This window comes from Nonomuraea sp. NPDC004580, assembly GCF_040609855.1.
Taxonomy (GTDB): Bacteria; Actinomycetota; Actinomycetes; order Streptosporangiales; family Streptosporangiaceae; genus Nonomuraea; species Nonomuraea salmonea.
The window spans coordinates 135,938-162,584 of sequence record NZ_JBEXLH010000008.1; the positions used below are offsets into that span (position 1 = coordinate 135,938).

Annotated in this window: 28 protein-coding genes and 1 pseudogene; 15 read left to right on the forward strand and 14 right to left on the reverse strand. The window is 70.4% G+C overall.

The annotated features are described in order from the left end of the window. Nucleotides 1-71 precede the first annotated feature (71 nt). The 4 genes from ABZW11_RS12045 to ABZW11_RS12060 all read left to right on the forward strand — a co-directional run bounded on the left by ABZW11_RS12045 (nt 72) and on the right by ABZW11_RS12060 (nt 3,659). The gene (locus tag ABZW11_RS12045) at nt 72-893 is read left to right on the forward strand and encodes a helix-turn-helix transcriptional regulator (RefSeq protein ID WP_355415442.1); all 822 of its coding nucleotides are present in this window, start codon (nt 72-74) and stop codon (nt 891-893) included. Between the two features lie 104 nt (nt 894-997). Further along, nucleotides 998-2,059, forward strand: coding sequence for a CapA family protein (locus ABZW11_RS12050; protein ID WP_355415444.1), 1,062 nt, complete (start codon nt 998-1,000; stop codon nt 2,057-2,059). A 56-nt stretch (nt 2,060-2,115) separates the two neighbouring features. Further along, a complete protein-coding gene (locus ABZW11_RS12055) occupies nt 2,116-2,955 on the forward strand; it encodes an SDR family NAD(P)-dependent oxidoreductase (protein WP_355415446.1) in 840 nt (279 codons plus the stop codon). A 125-nt stretch (nt 2,956-3,080) separates the two neighbouring features. After that, nucleotides 3,081-3,659: a TetR/AcrR family transcriptional regulator gene (locus tag ABZW11_RS12060; RefSeq protein ID WP_355415448.1), complete on the forward strand. Its 579-nt coding sequence runs from the start codon at nt 3,081-3,083 to the stop codon at nt 3,657-3,659. Here ABZW11_RS12060 and ABZW11_RS12065 read toward each other — a convergent pair. Then, a complete protein-coding gene (locus tag ABZW11_RS12065; RefSeq protein ID WP_355415450.1) occupies nt 3,653-3,964 on the reverse strand; it encodes a hypothetical protein in 312 nt (103 codons plus the stop codon). The two genes, ABZW11_RS12060 and ABZW11_RS12065, sit on opposite strands and share 7 nt — an antisense overlap. A 172-nt stretch (nt 3,965-4,136) precedes the next feature. On the opposite strand from ABZW11_RS12065, the gene ABZW11_RS12070 reads away from it, so the two are divergent. Then, nucleotides 4,137-4,667, forward strand: a complete 531-nt coding sequence (locus ABZW11_RS12070; protein ID WP_355415452.1) for a tetratricopeptide repeat protein — start codon at nt 4,137-4,139, stop codon at nt 4,665-4,667. Between the two features lie 250 nt (nt 4,668-4,917). Here ABZW11_RS12070 and ABZW11_RS12075 read toward each other — a convergent pair whose 3' ends face one another. The 7 genes and pseudogenes from ABZW11_RS12075 to ABZW11_RS12105 form a co-directional block, all read right to left on the reverse strand. Beyond that, nucleotides 4,918-5,619 (reverse strand): hypothetical protein, encoded by a 702-nt coding sequence (locus tag ABZW11_RS12075; RefSeq protein WP_355415454.1) that lies wholly within the window; start codon nt 5,617-5,619, stop codon nt 4,918-4,920. A gap of 186 nt (nt 5,620-5,805) precedes the next feature. Beyond that, nucleotides 5,806-8,379, reverse strand: coding sequence for an ATP-dependent chaperone ClpB (gene clpB, locus ABZW11_RS12080; protein WP_355415456.1), 2,574 nt, complete (start codon nt 8,377-8,379; stop codon nt 5,806-5,808). Between the two features lie 75 nt (nt 8,380-8,454). Further along, a pseudogene (locus ABZW11_RS12085) lies at nt 8,455-8,736 on the reverse strand (helix-turn-helix transcriptional regulator); the annotation flags it as partial. Between the two features lie 4 nt (nt 8,737-8,740). Then, entirely contained in the window at nt 8,741-9,925 is a 1,185-nt protein-coding gene (dnaJ, locus tag ABZW11_RS12090; RefSeq protein WP_355415458.1) for a molecular chaperone DnaJ, read from the reverse strand. A 22-nt stretch (nt 9,926-9,947) separates the two neighbouring features. After that, complete coding sequence (gene grpE, locus ABZW11_RS12095) at nt 9,948-10,547, reverse strand: nucleotide exchange factor GrpE (RefSeq protein WP_355415460.1); 600 nt, start codon at nt 10,545-10,547, stop codon at nt 9,948-9,950. Next, the gene (gene dnaK / locus ABZW11_RS12100; protein WP_355415462.1) at nt 10,547-12,421 is read right to left on the reverse strand and encodes a molecular chaperone DnaK; all 1,875 of its coding nucleotides are present in this window, start codon (nt 12,419-12,421) and stop codon (nt 10,547-10,549) included. Before dnaK ends, grpE begins: the two co-directional genes overlap by 1 nt. A gap of 263 nt (nt 12,422-12,684) precedes the next feature. Next, nucleotides 12,685-13,137, reverse strand: coding sequence for a hypothetical protein (locus ABZW11_RS12105; protein ID WP_355415464.1), 453 nt, complete (start codon nt 13,135-13,137; stop codon nt 12,685-12,687). 76 nt (nt 13,138-13,213) lie between these two features. On the opposite strand from ABZW11_RS12105, the gene ABZW11_RS12110 reads away from it, so the two are divergent. Together ABZW11_RS12110 and proC are read left to right on the forward strand one after the other, a co-directional pair. Next, nucleotides 13,214-14,095 (forward strand): proline dehydrogenase family protein, encoded by an 882-nt coding sequence (locus ABZW11_RS12110; RefSeq protein WP_355415547.1) that lies wholly within the window; start codon nt 13,214-13,216, stop codon nt 14,093-14,095. 54 nt (nt 14,096-14,149) lie between these two features. Then, the gene (proC, locus tag ABZW11_RS12115) at nt 14,150-14,944 is read left to right on the forward strand and encodes a pyrroline-5-carboxylate reductase (RefSeq protein ID WP_355415466.1); all 795 of its coding nucleotides are present in this window, start codon (nt 14,150-14,152) and stop codon (nt 14,942-14,944) included. A 98-nt stretch (nt 14,945-15,042) separates the two neighbouring features. Here the strand turns inward: proC and ABZW11_RS12120 are convergent, their stop codons facing one another. From ABZW11_RS12120 to ABZW11_RS12135, 4 genes are all read right to left on the reverse strand, one after another. Continuing rightward, a complete protein-coding gene (locus ABZW11_RS12120; protein ID WP_355415468.1) occupies nt 15,043-15,783 on the reverse strand; it encodes an ABC transporter permease subunit in 741 nt (246 codons plus the stop codon). Continuing rightward, entirely contained in the window at nt 15,780-16,670 is an 891-nt protein-coding gene (locus ABZW11_RS12125; RefSeq protein ID WP_355415470.1) for an ABC transporter ATP-binding protein, read from the reverse strand. The genes ABZW11_RS12120 and ABZW11_RS12125 overlap by 4 nt, the downstream gene beginning before the upstream one ends. An 80-nt stretch (nt 16,671-16,750) precedes the next feature. Further along, complete coding sequence (locus tag ABZW11_RS12130) at nt 16,751-17,413, reverse strand: response regulator transcription factor (RefSeq protein ID WP_355415472.1); 663 nt, start codon at nt 17,411-17,413, stop codon at nt 16,751-16,753. After that, on the reverse strand, nt 17,410-18,537 hold the full coding sequence (locus ABZW11_RS12135; RefSeq protein WP_355415474.1) for a histidine kinase: 1,128 nt from the start codon (nt 18,535-18,537) through the stop codon (nt 17,410-17,412). Before ABZW11_RS12135 ends, ABZW11_RS12130 begins: the two co-directional genes overlap by 4 nt. Before the next feature lie 130 nt (nt 18,538-18,667). On the opposite strand from ABZW11_RS12135, the gene ABZW11_RS12140 reads away from it, so the two are divergent. The 8 genes from ABZW11_RS12140 (at nt 18,668) to ABZW11_RS12175 (ending at nt 25,015) form a co-directional block, all read left to right on the forward strand. Then, nucleotides 18,668-19,831, forward strand: a complete 1,164-nt coding sequence (locus tag ABZW11_RS12140; protein WP_355415476.1) for an acetoin utilization protein AcuC — start codon at nt 18,668-18,670, stop codon at nt 19,829-19,831. A 14-nt stretch (nt 19,832-19,845) separates the two neighbouring features. Next, entirely contained in the window at nt 19,846-20,628 is a 783-nt protein-coding gene (locus ABZW11_RS12145) for a phosphatase (protein WP_355415478.1), read from the forward strand. Nucleotides 20,629-20,940: 312 nt separating this feature from the next. After that, complete coding sequence (locus ABZW11_RS12150; protein ID WP_026214222.1) at nt 20,941-21,144, forward strand: helix-turn-helix domain-containing protein; 204 nt, start codon at nt 20,941-20,943, stop codon at nt 21,142-21,144. A gap of 174 nt (nt 21,145-21,318) precedes the next feature. Beyond that, on the forward strand, nt 21,319-21,417 hold the full coding sequence (locus ABZW11_RS12155; protein WP_018654693.1) for an AURKAIP1/COX24 domain-containing protein: 99 nt from the start codon (nt 21,319-21,321) through the stop codon (nt 21,415-21,417). Nucleotides 21,418-21,439: 22 nt separating this feature from the next. Beyond that, on the forward strand, nt 21,440-22,435 hold the full coding sequence (locus ABZW11_RS12160; RefSeq protein WP_355415480.1) for an NAD-dependent epimerase/dehydratase family protein: 996 nt from the start codon (nt 21,440-21,442) through the stop codon (nt 22,433-22,435). Nucleotides 22,436-22,470: 35 nt separating this feature from the next. Next, nucleotides 22,471-23,340, forward strand: a complete 870-nt coding sequence (locus ABZW11_RS12165) for a lysophospholipid acyltransferase family protein (protein WP_355415482.1) — start codon at nt 22,471-22,473, stop codon at nt 23,338-23,340. Between the two features lie 104 nt (nt 23,341-23,444). Continuing rightward, the gene (locus ABZW11_RS12170; protein WP_355415483.1) at nt 23,445-24,023 is read left to right on the forward strand and encodes an RNA polymerase sigma factor; all 579 of its coding nucleotides are present in this window, start codon (nt 23,445-23,447) and stop codon (nt 24,021-24,023) included. Between the two features lie 2 nt (nt 24,024-24,025). Beyond that, nucleotides 24,026-25,015, forward strand: a complete 990-nt coding sequence (locus ABZW11_RS12175; RefSeq protein WP_355415485.1) for an LCP family protein — start codon at nt 24,026-24,028, stop codon at nt 25,013-25,015. A 29-nt stretch (nt 25,016-25,044) separates the two neighbouring features. Here ABZW11_RS12175 and ABZW11_RS12180 read toward each other — a convergent pair whose 3' ends face one another. Beyond that, complete coding sequence (locus tag ABZW11_RS12180) at nt 25,045-25,908, reverse strand: HAD-IB family hydrolase (protein ID WP_355415487.1); 864 nt, start codon at nt 25,906-25,908, stop codon at nt 25,045-25,047. A gap of 30 nt (nt 25,909-25,938) precedes the next feature. Next, nucleotides 25,939-26,637 carry a DUF5667 domain-containing protein gene (locus ABZW11_RS12185; RefSeq protein WP_355415489.1) on the reverse strand — a complete coding sequence of 233 codons (699 nt, stop codon included), beginning with the start codon at nt 26,635-26,637 and terminating at the stop codon, nt 25,939-25,941. Between the last annotated feature and the right edge of the window lie 10 nt (nt 26,638-26,647).

Here is a 26,647-nt window from a genome sequence, read left to right on the forward strand (position 1 = left end):
AGCCCCTTTATCCTGGTATCAGCAGTAACTGGCTGAGCATTACTTTCGTCACTCATAGTGGATGTATGCAGGTGGCTGAGGCAAAACGTACGGATCTGTCGGCGTTCCTGCGCTCCCGGCGGGCACGGATCACGCCCGAGATGGTCGATCTCCCGCCGGGGCCCCGCAGGCGCACCCCGGGGCTGCGACGAGAAGAGGTCGCCCAGCTCGCCGGGGTCGGCGTCACCTGGTACACGTGGCTCGAACAGGGGCGGCGGATCAACGCCAGCCCGCAGGTGCTCGACGCCATTGCCCGCACGCTGCGCATGGACAGCGCCGAGCGGCAGCACCTCTACCGGCTGGCCGGCCACGTCGCCGACCCGGTGCCGGCCGGGTCCGGGCAGGTGACGCCCGAGATGCAGATCATCCTCGACCGGCTCGGCGAGCTGCCCGCCGTCATCTCCAACGGCCGGTGCGACGCGCTGGCCTGGAACGACGCGTACGCGCGGCTCTTCCCCGAGCTGGTCGCCGCACCCGAGGGGGAGCGCAACCACCTCTGGCAGCTCTGCGTCGGGCCGCAGCCCTCGATGCTGCTGGTCGACCGCGACCAGGAGGTGGCGCGGCTGGTGGCCGTCTTCCGCGGCGCCTACAGCCGGCACTCCGACGACCCGTGCTGGCAGGACTTCCTGCGCCGGCTCAGCGAGGAGAGCGCCGAGTTCGCCCGGCTGTGGGCCCGGCAGGACGTGGCGGAGCCGGGGTCGCGGGTGAAGGCGTACAAGCACCCGGAGCACGGGCTGCTGCGCTTCAGCGTGACCGGGTTCACCGCGATGCCGGAGATCCGGATGGTCGTCTCCACGCCGATGGACGACCCGACTCGTAGGTCAATGTCCAAGCTCATGGGGTCTGCCCAGTAACCGCCCTACATGGCATGCTCGATGGCTGAAAGTCAGGTTTCGAGCGGAAGTGGCGGCATATGAGACTCCCCCATGCCCTCCCGGTTCTCGCTGCCCTCGTATCGGTGGCCGCGTGTTCTGCCCTCCCCGGACAGGAGCCGGAGCGGCAGCCGCAGCGCAAGGAAGTCCAGCGGCAGGCCGCGGAGGAGCCGACGAGCGAGCCCACCGAGAAGCCGAAGCCGAAGCGCCGGCCGTTCACCATCGCGTTCGGCGGCGACGTGCATTTCGAGGGGATCCTGCGCCCGCGCCTCGCCAACCCGCGCACCGCGCTCGGCCCGATCGCGAGCGTGCTGCGGAAGGCCGACCTCGCGATGGTGAACCTGGAGACCGCCATCACGACGGGCGGGACCCCGGCGCCCGGCAAGCAGTACACGTTCAGGGCGCCGTCCAGCGCGCTCACCGCGCTCAAGGCGGCCGGGGTGGACGTCGCCTCCATGGCCAACAACCACGGCATGGACTACATGGAGAGCGGGCTCGCCGACTCGCTCAAGGCGGTCGAGCGCGCCAAGTTCCCCGTGGTGGGGATCGGGGCGGACGCGGCGCAGGCGTACCGGCCCTATCGCAGGACGGTCAACGGCAACCGCGTCGCGATCATCGGCGCCACGCAGGTGATGGACGCGGAATTCATCCAGGCGTGGACGGCCACGTCCGACAAGGGCGGCCTGGCCTCGGCCAAGAACGAGACCGCGCTGCTCAAGGCCGTCCGCCGGGCGCGCAAGAACTCCGACACCGTGATCGTCCACCTGCACTGGGGCACCGAGCTGCAGAAGTGCCCGAACGAGGCGCAGCGCTCGCTCGCGCCGAAGCTGGTCAAGGCGGGTGCCGACGTGGTGGTCGGCGGGCACGCGCACATCCTGCTCGGCTCGGGCTACCTGGACGACGCCTACGTCAACTACGGCATGGGCAACTTCGTCTTCTACAACTCCAACCCGGCCACCACCGGCAGGACCGGGGTGCTGACGCTGACCGTCAACGGCCGGCGGATCATCAAGGACACCTGGACGCCGGCCACCATCCAGGGGGGCGTGCCGGTGCCGATGACGGGCTCCGCCAGGACCCGCGCGGTGGCCGACTGGAAGGCGCTGCGCTCCTGCACGGGCCTGACCGCCCGGCCGGGCCAGGAGTAGCCCGACGCCGCCCGGCGATCTATTGTTCTGGACAGATCGTCCAATAGGAGGCCGGGATGGGTCGGGTGCGGTCAGGTTTCGGTGGACGGCTGGTCGTGGTGACCGGCGCGGGTTCGGGGATCGGGCGGGCGACCGCGCGGGCGTTCGCGTCGCACGGGGGACGGGTCATCTGCGCGGATATCGACATCGGCGCGGCGAAGCAGTCGGCCGACGCTATTGCGAAGGATATTCACGGTACGGCTTACGCCATGCGGGTGGACGTGGCGAATAGCGATCAGATGGAAGACTTCGCGCGAAATATCATCGCCCAATATGGAGTGCCGGACATTGTGGTGAACAATGCCGGGATCGCGGTCGCCGGGCCGTTCCTCGATCACACCGTGGCCGACTGGCGCAGGACCCTCGACGTCAATCTGTGGGGCGTCGTGCACGGCTGCCGCCTCTTCGGGGCCGCCATGGCCGAGCGCGGCACGGGCGGGCACATCGTGAACGTGGCGTCGCTTGCGGCGTTCGTGCCGACGCGGCTGCTGCCTGCGTACACGGTGTCCAAAGCGGCGGTGAAGGCGCTCAGCGACTGCCTCAGGGCCGAGCTGGCCGGTCGGGGCATCGGGGTCAGCGTCGTCTGCCCCGGGTTCGTCTCGACGGGGATCGCGGGGCGCGCGACCTACACCGATGAGGGGTTGCGCGGGGCGGCCGTACGGGCGCTGGCGCGGCGTGGGTACCCGCCCGAGCGGGTGGCGGCGTACATATTGCGGGCCGTCCAACGAAATCAAGCAGTCGTTCCCGTGAACATGGAGGGAAAAATCGGGTATGCCCTCTCGCGGATTTCGCCTCGCGCCCTGCGCGGGTTCGCCCGCTTGAGCACTCCTTCGAGGATTCCGGAATTCGGCAGGTAACGATCGCCTCAACGGGAGAAGATGAATCCGTGTCTTCGCCGCAGCAAATGGACGACGCGTGCGTCCAGCCGAAAGCTCTCAGGCGGCAGCCCTCGCAGCGCCGCAGTGCCCGACGTGTCGAGCGGATGCTCGACGCGTGTGCCGAACTGCTCGACGAGCTCGGCTACGAAACCCTGTCGACCACCCGCATCGCCGAACGTGCCGGGGTGGCGATCGGATCGGTCTACCAGTTCTTCCCCGACAAGCGCGCCATCACCCAGGAGCTCACCCGGCGCAACGTCGAGGAGTTCGTCCGCCGAGTCGATCGCAGGTTCCTCGAAGAGGACTACCGGGGCTGGTGGGAGGCCGTCGACGCGATCATCGACATCTACGTCGACATGCACAGGACCGTCGCCGGCTTCAAGAGCCTCCATTTCGGCGACGCCGTCGATCTCAACCTGCTCGACTCCGACTCCGACAACAACGCGGTGATCGCCGGGCGGTTGCGCGGGTTGTTCCTCAAGGAGTTCGGGCTGGCCGACAGCCCATCGCTCGACCTGGCCGTGCTCGTCGCGGTCGAGGCCGGTGACGCGGTGCTGAAGCTCGCCTTCCGCCGCGACCCCCAGGGCTCACCCGAGATCATCGACGCCGCCAAACACCTCATCAGAGGGTTCCTTTCCCGGCAGCTGAGATCCTGGTCGCCCCCGGTGGCGGCCGGTCAATAGCGGATCATCCCCGGGCGGGCGGGCAGGTCGGGCAGCCACTGCTCGGCCTCCTCCTGCTCGGCCAGCGCCGCCGCGGGCACGTCCTGGAGACGGGGCGGGGCCGGCGTGCTCTCGCACGCACCCGGCAGGGCGGCAGGGCGGGCCTCTCTGGCCTCGCGGATCTGCAGCCGGGTCTCCAGGGCACGCAGGTTGCGTTCGGCCGCCTCGATGGACTCCAGACGGGCCGACAGATAGCCGGCCACACCTGGCCCGAGGGCCGACAACACCACGGCACAGGCCAGCGTGAAGGTCATCTGCTTGGACATGCCCATCACAGTCCCTCCGCTCGCGTGGCGGCTGAGTGCCTCGTATATGCCCTGTGACCTGGGCAGATACGCATTGCGTGCACGGGATTGGACGAGACGTTACCGAATTTGCACGTGACCGGCGATGCGGATTGACCGGGCAAACAGCCGGGTGGCTCGGTAGTCTCGCGGTGTGGCGCATGTGACCCGTGAGCACCTTGATCGTCTGCTCGAGCAGGCCCTGCTGGCCGACGACCACGATTCGCTGGCCAGTCGGCTGTACGACGTCGCGCTCGACTATTCGTCCGGCGACGTCTCCAGGGCATCCATCCTGGTCCTCGCCGCCGAGGAATGGCGAGCGGCCGGACAGCCCGCCCGTGCGATGGAGTGTTTCCAGCGCGCGGTCGAGGACGGCGGAGACGCGGGCTTCGACGCGCGTGCCGGCATCGCCGACACGCTCTTCGAGCTCGACCGGCCGGACGAGGCCAGGGAGGTCATCGAGACGATACGCGCGGAAGGCAACGTCTCCACGGCGACCGCTCACACGATCGCCGAGACGCTCGTGGCCTACGGCGACCTGCAAGGGGGGCTCGAATGGGCCACCCAGGCCGCCCTCGGCTGCGATGAGAACGATCCAGAGCAGGTGGCGGTGCTGCGCACCCGCTACCGCATCAGGGTCGATCTCGGGCTGCCGGAAGACGAGCTCGACGAGCTCGTCTCCTGACGACCGCGCGTCCAGAGGAGCCCGCCGCACCGGCAGGGCTCCCTGACCCGTGCCCGCCTTCTTTCTGCGCGGGTGGGTGAGGGGCGGCCGGAGGGCCGGGTGGTCCCGGTCCCTCCGGCCTGGAGGCCGGGCGCGGCAGGCACGACCCACGCCCGGACAGGTGTCCCGGCGCCCCCCGTGGCCCCCGGCTTCGTCGCCCGCCTGTTCGGGACGCGGCTCAGGGGCGCCTCAGGGTGCTCAGGGGCGCCGGTCAGCCCAGGGGGAGAGGGAGGCCCTGGGTGAGGCCGGACAGGCTGCTGAAGCCGCTGACGATGGAGCCGCCGCCGGGCGCGAACTTCGTGCCTTGCAGAGCCTCGAACGCCTTCGGCAGCACCTCGCTGATGACCTGGGAACCGACCTGGCGTACCGGCTCCTGGAGCTTCATCGGCGAGTCGAGGCCGGTGCCCGCGATGGTGCCGTGCGGGGGCGCGTTGCGCGCCTTCTTGCTCGCGGGCGGCTTGCCCGCCAGCGGCACCTTGGGCAGCTCGGGCAGCGCCGGCACGCCGCGCATGGTGGTGACGTCCTTCATCGTGCGCGGCTCCGGCACCAGGGGAAGCAGCGCGGGCGAGCCCACCAGGGGCGGCATGCCCCACGTCGCCGCCACCCCGCCGAGGTCGCTCATGCCGAGCGCCTGCTTGCCGGTCGCCAGGCCGGTCAGGCCGAGCCGCCTGGCCGTGTCGCCGGCCGCCATGGCCAGCTTGGCGGTCTCCGACGCGACCACCCTGGTGGCGCCGATGCCCGGGTCGTCGAGCTGGATGCCCGTGTGGCCGCCGCATTGGGCCAGGGCGGGCGGCAGGAGCGCCCCTTCTGTGCGGGCGCACGTCCGGGCCGCCGCTGGACCCGCGCACAGCCAGCTGACGCCCACGGCCGCCGCGGCCACCGCGATCGTGCTCCGGATCTTCTGGAATGACACCGCACGTCCCCCTCATCGATGTCGGTGCACTGACGAACGCACAACGTAGTCAGCGATCATGAGCGGGGGAGGCGGCTTGTCCGAAGAGTGGGGCGAACCTTACCGAACGCCGGACCCGATGACCCTGGCATGACACGCCGAAGCCCGGAGATCTCGCGAGATCTCCGGGCCCCGAACGCGTTTCCGTCAGCCGGCGCGCTGGATGAGGAGCTCGTCGTCGCCCAGCTCGACCTTGACCTCGTCGCCGTCCACGACCTCGCCCGACAGCACGGCCTTGGCGAGCTTGTCGCCGATGGCCGACTGCACCAGGCGGCGCAGCGGGCGGGCGCCGTAGAGCGGGTCGTAGCCGGTCAGGGCCAGCCACTCGCGGGCGGCGGGCGTGACCTCCAGCCGCAGCCGGCGGTCGGCCAGGCGCCGCGCCAGCCGCTCGACCTGCAGGTCGACGATCTGGGCCAGCTCCTCGGAGCCGAGCGCGTCGAACAGGATCACGTCGTCGAGCCGGTTGAGGAACTCCGGCTTGAACGAGCTGCGCACCGCCCCCATGACGGCCTCGCGCTTGGCGCCGTTCTCCAGGCTGGGATCGACCAGGAACTGCGAGCCGATGTTGGAGGTCAGGATGAGGATGGTGTTGCGGAAGTCGACCGTACGGCCCTGACCGTCGGTCAGCCGCCCGTCGTCGAGCACCTGCAGCAGGATGTCGAACACCTCGGGATGCGCCTTCTCGACCTCGTCGAGCAGCACCACGGTGTACGGGCGCCGCCTGACGGCCTCGGTGAGCTGGCCGCCCTCCTCGTAGCCGACGTAGCCGGGAGGCGCGCCGACGAGCCTGGCCACGCTGTGCTTCTCGGAGTATTCGCTCATGTCGATGCGGGTCATCGCCCGCTCGTCGTCGAACAGGAACTCCGCGAGCGCCTTGGCCAGCTCGGTCTTGCCCACACCGGTCGGGCCGAGGAACAGGAACGAGCCGGTGGGCCTGTCGGGGTCGGCGATGCCGGCCCTGCTGCGGCGTACGGCGTCGGAGACCGCCTGGACGGCCGGCCGCTGCCCGATGAGCCGCCTGCCCAGCTCCTCCTCCATGCGCAGCAGCTTGGTCGTCTCGGCCTCCAGGAGCCGCCCGGCGGGGATGCCGGTCCACGACGAGATCACCTCGGCGATGTCGTCGGCCCCGACCTCCTCCTTGACCATGGCGTTCTCCGGCGGCGCGGCCTCGGAGGCGGCCTTGAGGGCCTGCTCCAGCCGGGGCACCTCGGCGTACATCAGCCGCGACGCCGCCTCGAAGTCGCCGTCGCGCTGGGCCCGCTCGGCCGCGCCGCGCGCCTCGTCGAGCTGCTTCTTCAGCTCACCGACCTTGTTGAGCCCGGCCTTCTCGTGCTCCCAGCGGCCGACGAGGGCGTTGAGTTCCTCCTGGCGGTCGGCCAGCTCCTGACGCAGGCGTTCGAGCCGCTGGACGGAGGCCTCGTCGGTCTCCTTCGACAGCGCCAGTTCCTCCATCTTCAGCCGGTCGACGCTGCGCTGGAGCTGGTCGATCTCCACGGGACGCGAGTCGATCTCCATGCGCAGCCGCGAGGCGGCCTCGTCGACGAGGTCGATGGCCTTGTCGGGCAGGAAGCGGTTGGTGATGTAGCGGTCGGACAGCGCGGCGGCGGCGACCAGCGCGCTGTCGGCGATCTGGACCTGGTGGTGTGCCTCGTAGCGGCCCTTGAGCCCGCGCAGGATCGCGATGGTGTCCTCGACCGTGGGCTCGCCGACGTAGACCTGCTGGAAGCGGCGCTCCAGCGCCGGGTCCTTCTCGATGCGCTCGCGGTATTCGTCGAGCGTGGTCGCGCCGATCATGCGCAGCTCGCCGCGGGCCAGCATGGGCTTGAGCATGTTGCCGGCGTCCATGGCGCCCTCGCCGGCCCCCGCGCCGACGACGGTGTGCAGCTCGTCGATGAACGTCACGATCTGCCCGTTGCTCTCCTTGATCTCGGAGAGCACGGCCTTGAGCCGCTCCTCGAACTCGCCGCGGTATTTCGCGCCGGCCACCATCGCGCCCAGGTCGAGCGAGATGAGCCGCTTGTTGCGCAGCGACTCGGGCACGTCGCCGGCCACGATGCGCTGGGCCAGGCCCTCGACGACCGCGGTCTTGCCGACGCCGGGCTCGCCGATGAGCACCGGGTTGTTCTTGGTGCGGCGGCTGAGCACCTGGACGACGCGGCGGATCTCGGTGTCGCGGCCGATGACCGGGTCGAGCTTGCCGCCGCGGGCCCGCTCGGTCAGGTCGACGCCGTACTTCTCCAGGGCCTGGAAGGTGTCCTCGGGCGTCTCGCTGGTGACGCGGGCGTGGCCGCGTACCTTCTCGAAGGCGTCGAGCAGCGCCTGCGGGGTCGCGCCCTGCGACTTCAGCAGGTCGGCGGTCTGGCCCCCGTCGGCCGCCAGGCCGACCAGCAGGTGCTCGGTCGAGACGTAGAGGTCTTCGAGCCGGTTGGCGTGCTGGGCGGCGGTGTTCATGACGGTCAGCAGCTGGCGTGAGCTCGACGGCGCCCCCACCGTCGCGCCCTGCGCCTTCGGCAGTGCGGCGAGCTGCTCCTCGGTGCGCGACCGCAGCGCCCGCCAGTCGGCCCCCACGGCCTCCAGCAGCGGCACGGCCGTGCCCCCGGTCTGCGAGAGCAGCGTGCTGAGCAGGTGAGCGGGAGCGATCTCGGGGTTGCCCTCCGCGGCGGCACGCCGCATGGCACCCGAGAGCGCTTCCTGGCTCTTCTGGGTGAGCTTGTAGTCCATGGTTTCTTACGCCCCCGGTGGCAGCTGGTAGCGGATCAGCGCCTTGACCATCCGCATCTCGGCGCGCAGGCGGTGCACTTCCTCGCGCAGCCGGAGAGCTTCGTTCTCGAGCTCGAGTATCCGCTTGATGCCCGCGAGGTTGATGCCCTCCTCCTGGGAGAGCCGCTGCACCTCGCGGAGCTGGATGATGTCTCTTGTGGAGTAGAGGCGGCCGCGCCCCGCCGTGCGGCCGGGACTGACCAGGCCGAGCCGGTCATATTGCCGCAGGGTCTGCGGGTGCAGCCCCGACAGCTGCGCGGCCACCGAGATCACGTAGACAGGGGTGTCGTCAGACAGGTCGAAATAGTTGGCGTCCATCCGCTCACTCGCTTCTGGCTCGCTGAATCAGCTCGGCGCGCGGGTCCTCACCCGCGGTCGCGGTGTTGAACTCGGTGAGGAGCTCGCGCGATTTGTCGTCGAGCGTCTTCGGCACGAGCACCTCGACAGTGGCGAGCAGGTCGCCTTTGGTGCCGTCTTTCCTCGTGACACCCCTGCCACGGATGCGGAACGTGCGCCCGTTGGGGGTGCCCGCGGGGATGCGCAGCGTGACCGGCATGCCCTTGAGGATCGGCACCTTGATCTCGGCGCCCAGGGCGGCCTCCGTGAACGTCACCGGCACGGTGATCGTCAGGTTGTCGCCCGACCGGCCGAAGACGGAGTGCGGCTTGACGTGGGTCTGGATGTAGAGGTCGCCCGCCGGACCGCCGTTCTCGCCCGGCGCGCCCTTGCCCTTGAGCTTGACCCGCTGGCCGTCGGCCACGCCGGCGGGAATGCGCGCCTGGATGGTGCGGGTGCTCCTGGCCCGGCCGCTGCCCTCGCACACGGGGCAGGGGTCGTCGACCAGCAGCCCGCGGCCCTTGCAGTCGCGGCACGGCTCGGAGAAGGCGAAGTTGCCCAGGTTGCGGCTGGCCGCGCCGGTGCCTTCGCAGGTGGGGCAGACCCTGGGGGTCGTGCCCGCCTTGGCGCCGGTGCCGCTGCACGCGGTGCAGGCGGCGGAGCTGGTCAGCCGCAGCGAGACGGTGGTGCCCTCGACGGCTTCGGTGAACGTCAGCGTCACCTCGGACTCGATGTCCTGGCCACGCCGCGCCCGGGTGGTGCCGCCGGTGGTGCGGCCTCCGGCGCCACCCCGGTTGAACAGCCCGCCGAACAGGTCGCCGAGCCGTTCGCCCGCGCTCCCGCCGGGACCCTGCTGGCTGGTGCCGCCGAACAGGTCGCCGAAGTCGAACGGGAAACCGCCACCGCCGCCGGGACGCTGAGCCCCCACCCCGGACCCGAACAGCGTGCGCGCCTCGTCGTACTCCTTGCGGCGCTTGGCGTCGGACAGGACGTCGTAAGCCTCGGAGACCTCCTTGAACTTGGTCTCTTTGGTCGAGTCGCCCTGGTTGGTGTCGGGGTGGTATTGCCTGGCCAGCTTCCTGTAGGCCTTTTTGATCTCTTCGGCGGTGGCGGTCTTGGGCACACCAAGGACGGCGTAGTAGTCCTTCTCCAGGTAGTCCTTGGTGCTCATCTACGGCCCTTCGTCCTTGTGGTCAGTTTTCTTCGTCGTCATCGGACGCCGCGGGAGCGTCCTCCGGCTCGGCGACGGCCACCCGCGCGGGGCGCAGCACCCGGTCACCCATCCGGTATCCAGGCTGCAGCACCTCGACCGCGGTCGGCTCGGTCACCTCCGTCGAGTAGCTGTGCATCAGCGCCTCGTGGACGGTCGGGTCGAACGGGTCGCCCTTCTGCCCGAAGGCGCTGAGGCCCAGCTTGGTCAGCACGGACTCCAGCGACTCGGCGACCTTGGCGAAACCGCCGGTCAGTTCGCCGTGTTCGCGGGCCCTGCCGATGTCGTCGAGGACGGGCAGGAGCTCCGTGAGCGCCCCGGCGACCGCCTGCTCACGGACCGCCACGCGGTCGCGCTCGACCCTGCGACGGTAGTTCGTGTACTCCGCCTGGAGACGCTGCAGGTCGGCCGTCCGCTCGGCGAGCTGGGCCGCCAGCTCGCCGTCCTGCGGCTCCAGCAGGTCGCCGGGCGCCTCTTGCGGCTGCTCGGCGGGCGGCTGGTCCTTGACCTGGCCCGTCTCAGGGTCGATCTTGCGGTTGTCGCGGATCACCGGCTCCTCGTGCCCGTTGTCACGCGGCGGCATCACTGGTCCTTCTTCGGCTGGTCGTCGTCCACGATCTCGGCTTCGACCACGTCGTCGTCGGCCTTCTGGCTGTCCTGGCCGGCCGAGGCGTCCTGCGGGGCGCCCTCAGGGCCGGCCTGCTGGCCCTGGCTGGCGGCGTAGATGGCCGAGCCCATCTTCTGGCTCACGGTGGCGAGCTTTTCCGCCGAGGTGCGGATGACGTCGGTGTCGGTGCCCTCCAGAGCCTTCTTCAGCTCGGCGAGGGCGTCGTTGACCTCGGTCTTGATGTCGCCGGGGACCTTGTCGTCGTTCTCGCGGAGGAACTTCTCCGTCTGGTAGGCCAGACCGTCCGCGTTGTTGCGGACCTCGGCCTCCTCGCGGCGCTTCTTGTCCTCCTCGGCGTACGACTCGGCCTCGCGCATCATCCGCTCGATGTCGTCCTTCGGCAGCGCGGAGCCGCCGGTGATCGTCATCGTCTGCTCCTTGCCCGTGCCCAGGTCCTTGGCGGAGACGTTGACGATGCCGTTGGCGTCGATGTCGAAGGTGACCTCGATCTGCGGGATGCCGCGCGGCGCCGGCGCGATGCCGGTCAGCTCGAACGTGGCCAGCTTCTTGTTGTAGGAAGCGATCTCGCGCTCGCCCTGGTAGACCTGGATCTGCACCGACGGCTGGTTGTCCTCGGCCGTGGTGAAGACCTCGGAGCGCTTGGTCGGGATCGTCGTGTTGCGCTCGATGATCTTGGTGAAGATGCCGCCCTTGGTCTCGATGCCCAGCGACAGCGGGGTCACGTCGAGCAGCAGGACGTCCTTGACCTCGCCCTTGAGCACACCGGCCTGGAGCGCGGCGCCGATGGCCACGACCTCGTCGGGGTTGACGCCCTTGTTGGGCTCCTTGCCGCCGGTCAGCTCCTTGACCAGGTCGGAGACGGCGGGCATGCGGGTCGAGCCGCCGACCAGCACCACGTGGGCGATGTCGGAGACCTTGATGCCGGCGTCCTTGATGACCTGGTTGAACGGGCCCTTGGTGCGCTCGAGCAGGTCGGCCGTCAGCCGCTGGAACTCGGAGCGGGTCAGCTTCTCGTCGAGGTGCAGCGGGCCCTCGGAGGAAGCCGTGATGTAGGGCAGGTTGATGTTGGTCTCGGACTGGCTGGACAGCTCGATCTTGGCCTTCTCGGCCGCCTCGCGCAGGCGCTGGAGCGCCATCTTGTCCTTGGCGAGGTCGACGCCGTGGGCGTTCTGGAAGCGCTTGACGAGCTCGTCGACGATGCGCTGGTCCCAGTCGTCACCACCGAGGTGGTTGTCACCGGAGGTGGCCTTGACCTCGACGAAGCCGTGGCCGTCCTCCTGGCCGACGTCGAGCAGCGACACGTCGAAGGTGCCGCCACCGAGGTCGAAGACCAGGATCGTCTGGTCCTGCTCCTTGTCGAGCCCGTAGGCGAGGGCCGCGGCGGTCGGCTCGTTGATGATGCGGAGCACGTTGAGGCCCGCGATGGTGCCGGCCTCCTTGGTGGCCTGCCGCTGGGCGTCGTTGAAGTAGGCGGGGACGGTGATCACCGCGTCGGTGATCTTCTCGCCGAGGTAGGCCTCCGCGTCCTGCTTGAGCTTCTGCAGGACGAAGGCGCTGATCTGCTGCGGCGAGAACTTCTTGCCGTCGATCTCCTGGGACCAGTTGGTGCCCATCTCGCGCTTGACGGAACGGATCGTCCTGTCGACGTTGGTGACGGCCTGCCGCTTGGCGACCTCTCCGACGAGGACCTCGCCGTTCTTGGCGAAGGCGACCACGGACGGGGTGGTCCGCGAGCCCTGCGCGTTCGCGATGACGGTGGGCTCACCGCCCTCGAGGATCGAGACGACGGAGTTGGTCGTCCCAAGGTCGATACCTACCGCACGTGCCATGAGTACGTCCTTGTAGTCAAAGTTGAGTCGTTTGGACTCAACCTATGGATGGGTGTCGCCTTTGTCAAACGACTTGAGCCTACCTGACTCAACCCCCCTGAGCGCGGACGCATTCCCTCTGACGAGCACGAACAGCGGAGAAGACGCACACCGGGGCCAACGAGACCGGGCCTGCCCGGGTTCCGGGTTCAGGGGCGACTCAGGGACATCTCAGGGACGCGAGAACGGGGCCCGGCGCGTGCCGGACCCCGTTCGAGGAGGATCTACTTCTTGGCGCCGTCGGCCAGCTTGCGCTCGCCCAGCGGCTTCTTGAGCTTGACCGTCGTGGTCTTCTCGACGGCCATCATGATGCAGGCCGTGTTCCTCGCCTTGGCGGCGGTGCCCTCGTACAGGGTGACGGTGACCTTCTTGGCGGTCTCCTTCACCCTGACCCGGTCGAGCACCGTGCACGGCTCCACCCCCGACCACCACGTGAGCTGGACCTTCCGGCCCTTGTCGACCGGCTTCGCCTTGGTCCAGCGGACCTTGCGCACGTTGATCGCGTCGCCCCGCGGCTTGACCACCTGGGGCTTCTTCGTGGGCGCCGTGGTCACCGGCTCCGACACGACCGGTGGCCTGCCGGGGGTCGTGGCGGCCACCCGCTGCTGCTCCGGCGACGGCGCGGCGGCGCAGCCCGTCGCGAGCGCGAGACATCCGGCCAGGAGAGTCGCTGTCATTGTCCGCATACCCCTAGGACGGATTCCGCTCCCCAGCGGTTCAAGCGGAGCGGTTCGAGTGATTAGTGTGGATCTCGTGCTCCGTCAGGCCATGCTCGCCCTCTCCAAGAGCCGGCGCGCCGAACGGCTCGTCACCACCTCGCCGCTGACCGCGGACGTGGTCGATCGCTATGTCGCGGACGACGTCGCCCGCGTGGTCGGCGCGCTGACCCGCGAGGGGCTGCTGGTCAGCGTCGACCACCTCGGCGAGGAGGTCACCGACGAGGCCGCGGCGGGACAGGCCGTCGCCCACTACCTCGCGCTGCTCGACCTGCTGCCCGCGGGGGCCGACGTGTCGGTCAAGCTCACCGCGCTCGGGCTGCGGCTGTCGCAGCGGCTCGCGCTCGAACACGCCGGCGCCATCTGCGCCGCCGCCGCGCAGCGGGAGCTCACGGTGACGCTCGACGCCGAGGAGCACGACACGATCGCCGGGCTGCACGCCGTGCACGCCGCGCTGCGCCGCGAGCATCCCGACGTGGGCGTGGTGGTGCAGTCGTACCTGCCCGACTCGCTCGACCGGTGCGAGAAGCTCGGCGGCGCCCGCGTACGGCTGTGCAAGGGGGCCTACACCGCGCCCGGCGCCTACGCCAGGCCGGCCGACATCGACCGTTCCTACGTACGGTGCCTGAAAGTCCTCATGTCCGGCACCGGCTACCCCATGGTCGCCACCCACGACCCCAGGCTGATCCGCATCGCCGCCACGCTCGCCGAGCTGGCCGGCCGCGACGCGACCGGCTTCGAACACCAGATGCTGTACGGCGTGCGCCCCGACGAGCAGCGCCGCCTGGCCGGGCTGGGCGCGCGGGTGCGCGTCTACGTCCCGTACGGCTCCGACTGGTACCCCTACCTCATGCGCCGCCTCGCCGAGCGGCCGAGGAACCTGACGTTCTTCCTGCGTTCGCTGCTGTCGCGGCGGTAGCCGATAAGCTGCGAGACCTGGATCTGCGTCCGTTCCGTACGAGGGGCTCCGAAGATGATCGCGATTCTGGGCACGGGCAAGATGGGTGAGGCCCTGCTGTCCGGGTTGTTGCGCGCCGGGTTCAAGCCGGGCGACATCCTGGCGACCACGCGCAGGGAGGAGCGGGCCCAGGCGCTGCGCGAGACGTACGGCGTGCGCGTCGTGTCCAACTCCGAGGCCGCCAAGGCCGCCGACACGCTCATCCTCGCCGTCAAGCCTCAGGACATGGGCAATCTGCTGGCCGAGATCGCCTCCTACGTGCCGGCGCAGACGCTGGTGATCAGCGCCGCCGCGGGCATCACCACGTCGTTCGTCGAGCAGCGGCTGGGGGTGGAGGTCCCGGTGGTGCGCGTGATGTCCAACACGCCGATCAAGTTCGACGAGGCGATGAGCGTGATCTCGGCGGGGGCGCACGCCGGCGAGGAGCATCTCAGGCTCGCCGAGGGGCTGCTGCGACCGGTCGGCAAGGTGCTGCGCATCCCCGAGTCGCAGCAGGACGCCGCGACGGCGCTGTCCGGCAGCGGGCCCGCCTACTTCTTCTACCTGGTCGAGGCCATGGTCGACGCGGGCATCCTGCTGGGCATGCCGCGCGCGGCGGCCCTCGACATGGTCACCCAGTCGATCGTGGGGGCGGCGGTGATGCTGCGCGACTCGGGCGAGCACCCGGTCATCCTGCGCGAGGCGGTCACCTCGCCGGGCGGCACGACCATCGCGGCCATCGCGGAGCTGGAGCGCCACAGCGTACGCGCGGCCTTCCTCGCGGCCATCGAGGCCGCCCGCGACCGGGGCCGCGAACTCGCCTCCGGCTGACCTCTGGGCCAAGACTGCGCTGAAGTGCGCCGGTCGCGCCGGCGCGCAGGGCGGGCCGGATGGATCCGGTCGTCGCCCTGCGCGCCGAGTGAGACGTTCTAGGCGTCGCGCCGCCGCATCAGTACGGCCCCCGCCAGCACCGTCACGGTGATCCACACGAGGTAGACGCCGAACCCGCTCCACGTCCCCAGCGACTCGCTGGACTGTCCGAAGACCACCAGGGACCCGGCGTTGGTGGTGAAGTAGTCGGACACGGTCTGACCCCAGGCCCCCGGCAGCATGTTCGTGAGCTGCGGCAGCACCAGCATCAGCGCGACGGCCGACAGGAGCGCACCCGGCGTGTGCCGGACGAGCGTGCCGAGCCCCAGCCCGAACAGCCCGCACGCGGTCAGGTAGAGCGTGCTGCCGAGGCCCGCGCGTACGGCGTCGCCGATCTCCAGCCCGGTGGGCTGCATGATGGCCACGCCGATGGCGAGCGCGGCGGCCGAGGAGAGCGCGCTGACCACGAGCGCCGTCGCGGTGAACACGACCAGCTTGCCCGTCAGCAGCTTGTACCGCTGAGGCACGGCCATCAGCGACGTCCTGATGCCTCCCGTGCGGTACTCGCTGGAGATCACCAGCACGCCCAGCGTGGCCAGGGCGAGCGTGGCGAACAGCGCACCGGCGAGGCTCATGGAGAGCGCCTCCTCGGCCGGGATCGGCCCGCTGCCGCTGGCGGTGGCGGCGACGCCCAGCAGCGTGCCGAAGCCGGCCATGAGCAGGAAGGTGACGCCGAGCGTCCACATCGTGGAGCGCACCGAACGGATCTTGGTCCATTCCGATCTCAGGATGTCGGTCATGACGAGTACTCCAGGCTGTCCTTGGTGAGCTCCATGTACGCGGCTTCGAGCGAGGGCTGCACGAACGTCAGCTCCTCCAGCGGCAGCCCCGCCCGCGCGGTGAGCGTGCCGATCTCGAGGGTGGTCATCGCGGTCACCCGCAGGTGGTCGGGGTGCAGCTCGCCCACCTTGACCAGCTCGGCGACCTCGGCCAGGCGGGGCGAGCGGACCCGTACGTAGCCCTGGGAGCTGCGCCCGATGAACTCCGGCACGCTGGTGTCGGCGATGAGCCGCCCCTTCCCGATCACGATGAGGTGGTCGGCGGTCTGCGCCATCTCGCTCATGAGGTGGCTGGAGACGAACACGGTCCGCCCCTCGGCGGCCAGCCCGCGCATGAAGGTGCGGATCCACAGGATGCCGTCGGGGTCGAGCCCGTTGACCGGCTCGTCGAACAGCAGGATCTCGGGGTCGCCGAGCAGCGCCGCGGCGATGCCCAGGCGCTGCGCCATGCCGAGGGAGAACCCGCCGACGCGGCGCTTCGCCACGCCGCTCAGCCCGACGGTCTCCAGCACCTCGTCGATGCGGCTCGCCGGGATGCCGTTGCTCTGGGCGATGGCCAGCAGGTGGTTGCGCGCGCTGCGCCCGCCGTGCACGGCCTTGGCGTCCAGCAGCGCGCCGACCTTGCGGAGGGGGTGCTTCAGCTCCGCGTACGGCTTGCCGTCCACGAGCACGGAGCCGCCGGAGGGGTGGTCGAGCCCGAGGATCATGCGCATGGTGGTCGACTTGCCCGCCCCGTTGGGGCCGAGGAAGCCGGTCACCCTGCCGGGCTCGACGTCGAACGACAGGTCGTCGACGGCCACGGTGCCGCCGTAACGCTTGCTCAGGTTGGTTGCCCGAATCGCGGTCATGACTCAAGGGTGCCGTCGCGCGCCCCCGATCACCTCCTGCCCGCGGACCGTTCGCGCGGCGGCGTTCTGGGACCCTGGTCCTACTCTCCGGGTCGGACGAGGCCCGCCTCGTACGCGGCGATCACCGCCTGCGCCCGGTCCCTGACGCCGATCTTGGCGAACAGGCTCGTCACGTGGTTCTTGACGGTCGAGGGGGAGACGGACAGCTCGGCGGCGATCTCGGTGTTGGAGCGGCCGCGGGCGATCAGCACGAGGATCTCCTGCTCGCGCACGGTCAGCCCGGCCAGCTCGGCGGGGGTGGATCGCGGCGGCGTGGTGCGGACGTACGTGCCGATCAGCCGGGTCAGCAGCCGGGGCGCGACGGCCGACTCGCCGCGGTGCACGACGCGGACGCCCTCGATCAGCTCCTCGGGGGAGACGTCCTTGGGCAGGAAGCCGTCGGCGCCCGCACGCAGTGCCGCCACCACGTTCTCGTCCAGGTCGAACGTGCTCAGCGCGAGCACCCGCACCTGCGGCAGCTCGGCGGTGATCAGCTCGGTGGCGCGCACACCGTCCATGCCGGGCATGTGCAGGTCCATGAGCACCACGTGGGGCCGCAGCCGCCGGCTCAGCTCCACCGCCTGCTCGCCGTCGGCCGCCTCGCCGACCACGCCCAGATCGGGCTGGGCGTCCAGCATCAGCTTGAAGCCCCTGCGCACGAGCGCGTGGTCGTCGGCGAGCAGCACCCTGATCGCGGCCGTCATGCGCTCTCCAGCGGGATGCGGGCGTGCACGCGGAATCCTCCTTCTGGCCTGGGCCCCGTCGAGAGCCGGCCGCCGCACAGGGCCACCCGCTCCGCCATGCCGCCCAGCCCGAAGCCCGGGGGCGTGCCGTCGTTCTTGGCCACGCCGTCGTCGAGCACCTCGACCTCCACGGCCTCCGGATCATAGGTCAGCAGCACGCTGGCCCTGGCGCCGACGGCGTGCTTGCGGGTGTTCGTCAGCGCCTCCTGGACGATCCGGTAGACGGCGTGGTCCACGGCGGCGGGCAGCTCGACGGGCTCGCCCGTCACGGTCAGGGCGGCCGGCAGGCCCGCCGACCCCGCCTCCTTGATGAGGGCGGGCAACCGGTCCGTGCCGACCCCCGTCGCCGCGTCCGCGCCCTCCCCGCCCTCGGCCCTGAGCACGTCGAGCAGCCGCCGCATCTCCGACATGGCCTGGCGGGCGGTCTGCTCGGCGCTCTCCAGCGCCTCCCTGGTGACCTGCTGCTCGGGCGGCAGCGTGGCCCTGGCGCCGCCGACCAGCGCGTTGATCACGGTGATGTGGTGCGCCACCACGTCGTGCAGCTCCCTGGCGATGCGCCTGCGCTCGGCGCGTACGGCGGCGTCGGCGGCCTCGCGGGTGGTGCGTTCCCGCAGCTCGGTCCTGAGCCGGACGAGCTGGCCGGCGCCCACGAACACGCCGACCAGGAACAGGGCGCTCAGCCAGCTGTTGACGCCGGGCCTGCCGATCTCCATGGCGACGGCGTACAGGGCGAAGGACGCCGCGGAGGCGATCGCGGTGGCGCGGCCCGCCGTGTAGCGGCCCAGGCTGTAGAGCATGACGGCACTGTGCACGTTCGAGCCGGTCACCAGGCCGGTCGCCATCGAGACGGCGTCCACGGCGACCACCGCGCCGGTCGTGAGGAGCGGCCGGTTGCGGCGCATGAGCAGGAACAACGTGCCCAGCAGGTACGTGACGTTGCCCGGGAGCATCTCCGTCATGCCCAGCACGCCCGTCACGACGCTGATCAGCCCGGGCAGGCACAGCACGATCACCAGCGTGCGGTCGGACACCGTGGGCCGCCGGAAGAACCGCACGATGTTCATGAACGTCCGTGCTAAGTGCACGCTAAGACCCTAAAGCACGAGATTTAGATATCGACGTGATCTTTCAGGCCGCCTGAGGCCGGGCTACAACCAGCGGTCTGCGCTGCGGTAACGTCGGCGCAAGGCGAGGGCAGGCGGCAGAGGGGTTGGCATGAGCCGTTCGGCACGGGTGATCTGGGACGACGCTCTGACCACCTACGACTTCGGCCCGAGCCATCCGCTGGCGCCCGTGCGCGTCGAGCTGACCATGGCGCTGGCCCGCGAGATGGGCGTGCTCGACAAGGTCGATCTGGCCGGCTGTGAGCCGGCGAGCGACGACGAGCTGGCGCGGGTCCACGCCCGCGGCTACATCGAGGCCGTCAAGCGCGTCTCCGCCTCCGGCCTGCCCGACATGAGCGCCGGGCTCGGCACCACCGACAACCCGGCCTTCGCGGGCGTCCACGAGGCCAGCGCGCTCATCGCCGGCGCCTCGCTGGCCGCCGCCCGCTCGGTCTGGGAGGGCACGGCCGAGCACGCCGTCAACGTCGCGGGCGGGCTGCACCACGCGATGCCGGCCCTGGCGAGCGGCTTCTGCGTCTACAACGACCCCGCTTTGGCGATCGCGTGGCTGCTGGAGCAGGGAGTAAGGCGCGTCGCGTACGTGGACGTCGACGTCCATCACGGCGACGGCGTACAGACGATCTTCTACGACGACCCCAGGGTGCTGACGATCAGCCTGCACGAGAGCCCGCGCACGCTGTTCCCCGGCACCGGCTTCCCGCACGAGACCGGCGCCGACGGCACGGCGGTCAACGTCGCGCTGCCGGCCGGCACCGGCGACGCGGGCTGGCTGCGGGCCTTCCACGCGGTGGTGCCGCCGCTGCTGCACGAGTTCGGGCCGGAGATCCTGGTGACCCAGCACGGCTGCGACAGCCACGCGCTCGACCCTCTCGCCAACCTGATGCTGAGCGTCGACGGCCAGCGGGCCGCCTACGAGGCGCTGCACCGCCTGGCCCACGAGACGGCGGGCGGGCGCTGGATCGCGACCGGCGGTGGCGGCTACGAGCTGGTGCAGGTGGTGCCGCGGGTGTGGACGCATCTGCTGGCCGAGCTGGCCGGGCATCCGATCGATCCGGCCACGCCGACGCCCGAGGAGTGGCGCAGGTTCGTCCGCGAGCGTACGGGGGAGACACCACCGCTCACCATGACAGACGGCCGCCATCCGGAATTCAGCGACCTGTCTGGTGGTTATGATCCAGCGGACCCCATTGACCGTGCTGTCATGGCGACCCGGCAAGCGGTGTTCCCCCTGCACGGCCTCGATCCGATGCCCTGACGAGGAATGAAGCAGTGCTGAGCCGCGACGAACTTCGAGATCACCTTGTTCACAGCCGCATCGCCGGCGATGTCGCGACCTCTCGCGAGAACAACCTCGACCACTACAGCTCGCTGGCCAACGGCGACCCCTACTACGCGCTCGGCTTGACCTTCGACCAGCCGTGGTCCTACCGCGACATCCTGGCCCTCATGGCCAAGTCCGCGGGCGTCGTCGCCGACCCCGACCACCGCCACGGCCAGGACACCATCGACCCCGACCTGACCATCGACGCGCTCGACGCGATGGCCGAGCGCATCGCCGCCGTGCTCGCGCGGCCCGAGCCCCGCGTCCTGTTCGCCACCGGCCACCCCACGGGCCTGCTCGCCGTGCACCTGCCGCTGGCCGCCTTCTGCGCGGCGCACGGCGCGCGGTTGCTGACCCCCGCCGAGGGCTGGTCGTACGTGGGCTCCGGCTTCGGCAGGCCGCGCAGGATCCGCTACCTCCAGGACGTCGCGATGCTCGACGACAGGGGCGCGCTCGTGCACACCCACGACGCGATCCCGATGCGTCACATGCTGGACGAGCTGGGCGGCGACCTGCCCGACCTGGTGATCGCCGACCACGGCTGGGCCGGAGCGGCGGGCGAGGCGGGCGTGCCGACGGTGGCCTTCGCCGACTGCAACGACCCCGGGCTGTTCGTCGGGGAGGCGGAGGGCAAGCTTGACGTGGTCGTGCCACTTGACGACAACGTGCTACCCCGCTATTACTCTCCGTTGACGGAGCGGCTAGTCACAGAAGTCTCACGAGCCCTTTGAGTCGATAACGGCCCTCCCCATACCGTCTTTTCGCGCCTGCATTCCAAGGGGCTCGCTGTCCCTTTGCCAACTTTTGGCAGGGCTCCGGCGACTCTTATGTGTGGCAGCTTGGACAGTTCCAGCGTCCAGGCGAGGTGCTTGGCCAGGCGGTTGGCCAGCGATTTCGCTGGTTCGGCTGACAGGTGGCTCCGTCGGCTGGAAAAATAGGGGGTTTGCGCACTCGGAGTCCCGACTTACGCTGACGGCAGTACACGTGCGTGAGCAATGGCACCAGTGGGGATAACCCGGAAACACGTGCGGAAGAGGCGTCCGATGGGTGCAGGCGAAAGACCTCTCAGCGAGGTGAAGTTCCTGACCGTCGCAGAAGTGGCGACGGTCATGAGGGTGTCCAAGATGACGGTGTACCGGCTCGTCCACTCCGGCGAGCTGCCGGCCATCCGAGTCGGCCGCTCGTTCAGGGTGCCTGAGCAGGCGGTACACGATTATCTCCGGGAGGCCTACATCGAGGCAGGATGACGTAGCGACACGCCCGAACGTGTCGTGAGTGTGTCGCGGGAGAGCCCCGGCCGCCCGCTGGTACGGCCGGGCGCTCACCCCCCGAGGGGCGATCTACCGTGGATCGCCGGTAGTCTGTGAGCCGGTGTGCGCTCGCACTCCGATTCAAACGTGCTATCAGTACCTGGGGGTCCCGTGGGCTCTGTGATCAAGAAGCGCCGCAAGCGGATGGCTAAGAAGAAGCACCGTAAGCTGCTCAAGAAGACGCGCATCCAGCGGCGCAACAAGAAGTAACCGACGCAGCTGCGAGGCGCTGATGACCCACACCGTGCTTGTCACCGGGGTCTCGCGCCACATCGGCGCCCGGGTGGCGAGCGTTCTGGCGGCGGACCCGGACATCAGCCGTGTCATCGGAGTGGACACCGTGCCGCCCCCCTCGCTCACGCGAGACGGCGGCATCTCACTCGGCCGGACCGAGTTCGTCCGGGTGGATCTGCGCAGCCCCGACATCGCCCAGGTGATCGCGGCCGCGGACATCGACACCGTTGTGCACATGAGCCTCGTCAGCGCTCCCTCACGCAATGGGGGCAGGGCTGCCATGAAGGAGCACAACGTCATCGGCACCATGCAGTTGCTCGGTGCCTGCCAGCGGTCGGCGACCGTGCGGCGCGTGGTGGTGCGATCCACCACCGCCGTCTACGGCTCGTCTCCCCGCGATCCCGCGGTGTTCACCGAGGACCTGGAGCCGCATGACGGCCCCGTCCACGGCTATGCCAAGGACGCGGCCGAGGTCGAGGGCTACGTACGCGGTTTCGCGCGGCGGCGTCCCGACGTCACCGTGTCGCTGCTGCGCTTCGCCAACTTCATGGGTCCAGGCGTCGACTCGCCGCTGACGCGTTACTTCACCCAGCCGGTGCTGCCGACCGTGCTCGGCTTCGACCCGCGGCTGCAGTTCGTCCACGAGGACGACGCGGTCGAGGTGCTGCGCCGGATGGCGACCGAGGATCACCCCGGCACGTACAACGTGGCCGGGGCAGGCGTGTTGCTGCTGTCGCAGTGCGCGCGCCGGGCAGGGCGGCCCTCGCTGCCGCTGATCTCGCCCGCCTTCACCGTGCTCGGCGGTGCCGCGCGCCGGCTCGGCCTGGTCGAATACTCGCCCGAGCAGCTACGGCTGATGAGCCACGGCCGCGCGGTCGACACCGCCCACCTGGAGGCCGAGCTGGGCTGGAAGCCCAAGTTCAGCACCGGTGCGGCGTTCGACGACTTCCTGCGCTCGCGCGGGCTGCGTCCGCTGGGAAGTGTTCACGTATGAGCGTTCCGCGCCCAGCGCCAGAAGAGGAAGGCCGGGTGATCCCCATCACCGCGGCGCCGTCGTACGACGAGCCCGACCCCGTGGCCAAGGCGCTCGCCTTCATCAGGCGGCGGGTCACCGGCGACTACGAGGTCGACGAGTTCGGCTACGACCCCGAGCTGACCGACAAGGTCGTGCTCGAACTGCTCAGGCCGCTCTACCGCCACTGGTTCAGGGTCGAGACGCTCGAGCTGAAGAACATCCCCGACGACAGCGGCGCGCTCATCGTCGCCAACCACTCCGGCACGCTGCCGGTCGACGCGCTGATGCTGCAGGTGGCGCTGCACGACGAGGCCGCCAGGCCGCTGCGGCTGCTCGGCGCCGACCTGGTCTACCAGCTTCCGCTGCTCAGCCACCTGGCCCGCAAGACCGGCCACACGCTGGCCTGCCGCGAGGACGCCGACCGGCTGCTGCGCAAGGGCGAGCTGGTCGGGGTGTTCCCCGAGGGCTTCAAGGGCGTCGGCAAGCCGTTCTCCGAGCGCTACAAGCTGCAGCGCTTCGGCCGCGGCGGCTTCGTGGCCTCCGCGATCCGCGCGGGCGTGCCGATCGTGCCCACCGCGATCGTCGGGGCCGAGGAGATCTACCCCAAGATCGGCGACCTCAAGTCGCTGGCCCGGCTGCTGGGGCTGCCCTATCTGCCGATCACCCCGTTCTTCCCGCTGCTCGGGCCGCTCGGCCTGGTGCCGCTGCCGTCGAAGTGGATGATCGAGTTCGGGGAGCCGATCCGCACCGACGAGTACGACCCGTCGGCCGCCGACGACCCCATGCTGGTCTTCAACATCACCGACCACGTGCGCGAGGTCATCCAGCAGCTGCTCAACGAGCTGCGGCTGCGGCGCGGCCACGCCTTCCCCCCGCTCCTCTGACGCCGCCGGCGCGACTGTGACGGGGGGCCGGCTCAACACTCTCTGAACCCGGACGGCGGGTTGTGGCAAGACATCCGTGACCCATTCCCCGCAGAAGGGCGGAGATGATCACGCAACCCGCCGTCAGGGGTGCGGACGCCGAGCTCGTGAGCGCCTCGCTGACAGAACCCGAGGTGTTCGCCGAGCTCTTCGACCGCTACTCCGCCATGCTCTTCAGGTACGCCTCCAGACGCCTCGGCCCGGAACCCGCCGAGGACCTCGTCGGCGAGACCTTCCTGGTCGCCTTCTCCCGCAGGAAGAGCTACGACCTGGCCTACCCGGACGCCAGGCCGTGGCTCTTCGGCATCCTCACCAAGCTCATCTCCCGGCACCACCGCAAGGAGGCGGCCCGCTACCGCGCACTCCTGCGCGCCCCCGTCGACCACGAGGTGGAGTCGCCCGCCGACCGGGTGGCGGCCGGGGTGTCCGCCCGTGCCGTCCGCGCGGAGCTGGCCGGCGCCCTGGCCGCGCTGCCCGCCAGGGACCGCGACGTGCTGCTGCTGATCGCCTGGGGCGACCTCACGTACGAGGAGGCCGCGCGAGCGCTCGGCATCCCTGTCGGGACCGTGCGCTCCCGCCTCAACAGGGGCAGGCGGAAGGTACGCGCGGCGCTCGGCGACACCAACCCCCTGGAGGAGGAGTGACGATGGACGACCTGAAGCTGCTCCGCGACCTCGGGGCCGAGCTGGAGCACCGGCCACCCGCCACCCTCGTCCGCCACCGCACGGGCTTCCTGCGCGGCCGCCCCCGGCGCAGGTGGCCGATGGCCGCGCTCGTCTCCGCGGCCACGGCCGCCGTCGTGGCGGTGACGACGGCATTCATCACCGGCTTCCCCGTGGCCGCGCCGTCCGTCGGCGGCGGGGGCTACATGAGCGGCGCCATGAACGTGCTGCTGATCGGCTCCGACACCCGGGACGGTCCTGGCAACGTGAAGTACGGGCCGCAGTCGCAGGGCTCAGGCCAGCGGTCCGACACCATCATCATCGTCCACCTGCCGGCCGACAGGGGCAGGGCCACCGTGGTCAGCGTCCCGCGGGACTCGATGGTGCGGGTCCCGTGCGGGTCGACGCCGGATCGGGTCACCATGATCAATTCCGCGTACGCCGACGGTGGCGCCACGTGCCTCAGGTCGACGCTGGAGAAGCTGACGGGGCTGCGCCTGGACCACACGGTCGAGGTGGACTTCGCCGGCTTCAAGACCATGGTGGACGCGCTCGGGGGCGTGCGGATGAAGGTGCCGAGGCCCGTGAACGACCGCGCCGCGAAGCTCAGGCTGCCGGCGGGCGAGCAACTGCTCGACGGCGAGAAGGCGCTCGGCTACGCCCGGCTGCGTCACTACGGCGACGGCTCGGACGTCGCGCGGATCAAGCGGCAGCAGGGGCTCGCGCGGGCGATGCTGGACAAGGCCCAGCGGCAGCTCGTCTCCGATCCCGCCAAGCTCCGAGCCTTCCTGTCGGCGGTGCGCGGGGCGGTGAGGACGGACCTCAGCGTCGAGGAGATGTACGAGCTGGCCACCCAGCTCGCCAGCACCACGATGACCACGGTGTCGGTGCCCGGGGAGCCGTATCCGCAGGACCCGAACCGGCTGCGGTGGAAGCAGCCGGAAGCGGCCAAGCTGTTCGGCACGCTGAAGTGAGCCAGCTGAAGTGAGTCAGCTGCGGTGAGTCAGGGGCGGCCGCGGTAGAGGCGGCGCAGGGCGATGCCCGCTGCGACGCCGCCCGCGACCGCGCCCACGCCGGCCGCGATCGGCAGCGCCGTCATCGTGGCCTTGCGGCCGGTGCGGAAGTCCTTGACCGGCCAGTCGTGCTTGCGCGCGTATTCGCGCAGCTCGCTGTCGGGGTTGATGGCGACGGCGTTGCCGACCAGCGACAACATCGGCAGGTCGTTGGCCGAGTCGCTGTAGGCGGTGCAGAGGCTGAGGTCGAGGCCCTCCCTGCGGGCCAGGGCGCGCACCGCCTCGGCCTTGGCCGGGCCGTGGAGCAGGTCGCCGACCAGCCGGCCGGTGTAGACGCCGTTGCTGGTCTCGGCGACCGTGCCGAGCGCGCCGGTCAGGCCGAGCCGCTGGGCGATGACCCTGGCCAGCTCGATGGGGGTGGCGGTGACCAGCCAGACGCGCTGGCCGGCGTCGAGGTGGCTCTGGGCGAGCGCGCGGGTGCCGCCCCAGATGCGGTCGGCCATGACCTCGTCGTAGATCTCCTCGCCGAGGCGTACGACGTCGTCGACCTTGGCGCCCGCGACGAACGCCAGCGCGGTCTCCCTGGCCACCGCGATGTGCTCGGGGTTCTCGTTGCCGCGCAGCCGGAAGACGGCCTGCCCGACGGCGAACCTGACCAGGTCGGAGGTGGTGAACAGGCCGCGCGTGGCCAGCCCGCGGGCGAAGTGGTAGATCGACGCGCCGCGCATCATGGTGTTGTCGACGTCGAAGAAGGCCGCGCTCTCGAGATCGGGCTGGGCAGGCGCGACGGTCACCGCCGCCTGTGCGGCCGCCTCACCTGCGACCTCCGGCCGCACTTCCTGTCGTCGTCGCATGAGCCGCCACATGGGCTTCAGCTTAGCTACCTACTCGGGGGCGGCCAGACCTTCGATGTAGCTGAGGTACCCCTCCGCCTGGGCCAGTTGATCCTCGTCGAGCTGCTGAAGCATCGGCTTGACGGCCTCCTTCTGGTCCCGCGCGAATTTCTTGATCTTCGGCGAGCGCGGCTCCGCGCGTTCGAGCCGGCTGATGCCCGCGCGCGTGGACTCCTCCATGTCCTTGAGCGTCTCGTCCACGAGCGGGCCGTCGACCGACGAGCCGAGGAGGGTGGCGACCTCCTTGGCGCGGGCCTTGGCCGAGTCGAGCTCGCGCGCCGCGCGTTCCGCGTCGTCGGACGTGAGGCGGACGAGCGTGGTCTCCGCGGCGCGCTTGAGCGGGTAGAGCGAGTCGCCGGGCACCGCGCGGTAGGTGGCGAAGGAGGACACCATGAGCGCGGCCACCAGGCCCACGGTGGCGAGCTGGGACAGCAGGGGACGCCCTCTGGACCGGCGGCGGCGTCCGCGCCCGCCCAGGAGCCCGCCCAGGAGCCCGCCCAGGAGCGGCCGCGGCCTCCCGGCGGCCCGCTCCTCGGGCGCGTCGGGTTCGGCCGCGGCCAGGGCGCCCGACATCAGCTCGGCGCGCAGCCGTTCCTTGAACGCGGGCTCGGGCAGGCCGCCGAGCGGCAGCTCGCTCAGCTCGGTGAGGTGCGCGAGCACGCGTACCCGCCGCTCGCGCGCGCCCTTCATGACGGCTCTC

What these genes read in the sequence shown, in the direction of transcription:
- ABZW11_RS12055 (WP_355415446.1), top strand. Translation starts at nt 2,116, where the DNA reads ATGGGTCGGGTGCGGTCAGGTTTCGGTGGACGGCTGGTCGTGGTGACC.
- ABZW11_RS12060 (WP_355415448.1), top strand. Translation starts at nt 3,081, where the DNA reads ATGCTCGACGCGTGTGCCGAACTGCTCGACGAGCTCGGCTACGAAACC.
- ABZW11_RS12065 (WP_355415450.1), bottom strand. Translation starts at nt 3,964, where the DNA reads ATGTCCAAGCAGATGACCTTCACGCTGGCCTGTGCCGTGGTGTTGTCG.
- clpB (WP_355415456.1), bottom strand. Translation starts at nt 8,379, where the DNA reads ATGGACTACAAGCTCACCCAGAAGAGCCAGGAAGCGCTCTCGGGTGCC.
- dnaJ (WP_355415458.1), bottom strand. Translation starts at nt 9,925, where the DNA reads ATGAGCACCAAGGACTACCTGGAGAAGGACTACTACGCCGTCCTTGGT.
- grpE (WP_355415460.1), bottom strand. Translation starts at nt 10,547, where the DNA reads ATGCCGCCGCGTGACAACGGGCACGAGGAGCCGGTGATCCGCGACAAC.
- dnaK (WP_355415462.1), bottom strand. Translation starts at nt 12,421, where the DNA reads ATGGCACGTGCGGTAGGTATCGACCTTGGGACGACCAACTCCGTCGTC.
- ABZW11_RS12105 (WP_355415464.1), bottom strand. Translation starts at nt 13,137, where the DNA reads ATGACAGCGACTCTCCTGGCCGGATGTCTCGCGCTCGCGACGGGCTGC.
- proC (WP_355415466.1), top strand. Translation starts at nt 14,150, where the DNA reads ATGATCGCGATTCTGGGCACGGGCAAGATGGGTGAGGCCCTGCTGTCC.
- ABZW11_RS12120 (WP_355415468.1), bottom strand. Translation starts at nt 15,783, where the DNA reads ATGACCGACATCCTGAGATCGGAATGGACCAAGATCCGTTCGGTGCGC.
- ABZW11_RS12125 (WP_355415470.1), bottom strand. Translation starts at nt 16,670, where the DNA reads ATGACCGCGATTCGGGCAACCAACCTGAGCAAGCGTTACGGCGGCACC.
- ABZW11_RS12130 (WP_355415472.1), bottom strand. Translation starts at nt 17,413, where the DNA reads ATGACGGCCGCGATCAGGGTGCTGCTCGCCGACGACCACGCGCTCGTG.
- ABZW11_RS12140 (WP_355415476.1), top strand. Translation starts at nt 18,668, where the DNA reads ATGAGCCGTTCGGCACGGGTGATCTGGGACGACGCTCTGACCACCTAC.
- ABZW11_RS12150 (WP_026214222.1), top strand. Translation starts at nt 20,941, where the DNA reads ATGGGTGCAGGCGAAAGACCTCTCAGCGAGGTGAAGTTCCTGACCGTC.
- ABZW11_RS12160 (WP_355415480.1), top strand. Translation starts at nt 21,440, where the DNA reads ATGACCCACACCGTGCTTGTCACCGGGGTCTCGCGCCACATCGGCGCC.
- ABZW11_RS12170 (WP_355415483.1), top strand. Translation starts at nt 23,445, where the DNA reads ATGATCACGCAACCCGCCGTCAGGGGTGCGGACGCCGAGCTCGTGAGC.
- ABZW11_RS12175 (WP_355415485.1), top strand. Translation starts at nt 24,026, where the DNA reads ATGGACGACCTGAAGCTGCTCCGCGACCTCGGGGCCGAGCTGGAGCAC.
- ABZW11_RS12180 (WP_355415487.1), bottom strand. Translation starts at nt 25,908, where the DNA reads ATGCGACGACGACAGGAAGTGCGGCCGGAGGTCGCAGGTGAGGCGGCC.
- ABZW11_RS12185 (WP_355415489.1), bottom strand. Translation starts at nt 26,637, where the DNA reads ATGAAGGGCGCGCGCGAGCGGCGGGTACGCGTGCTCGCGCACCTCACC.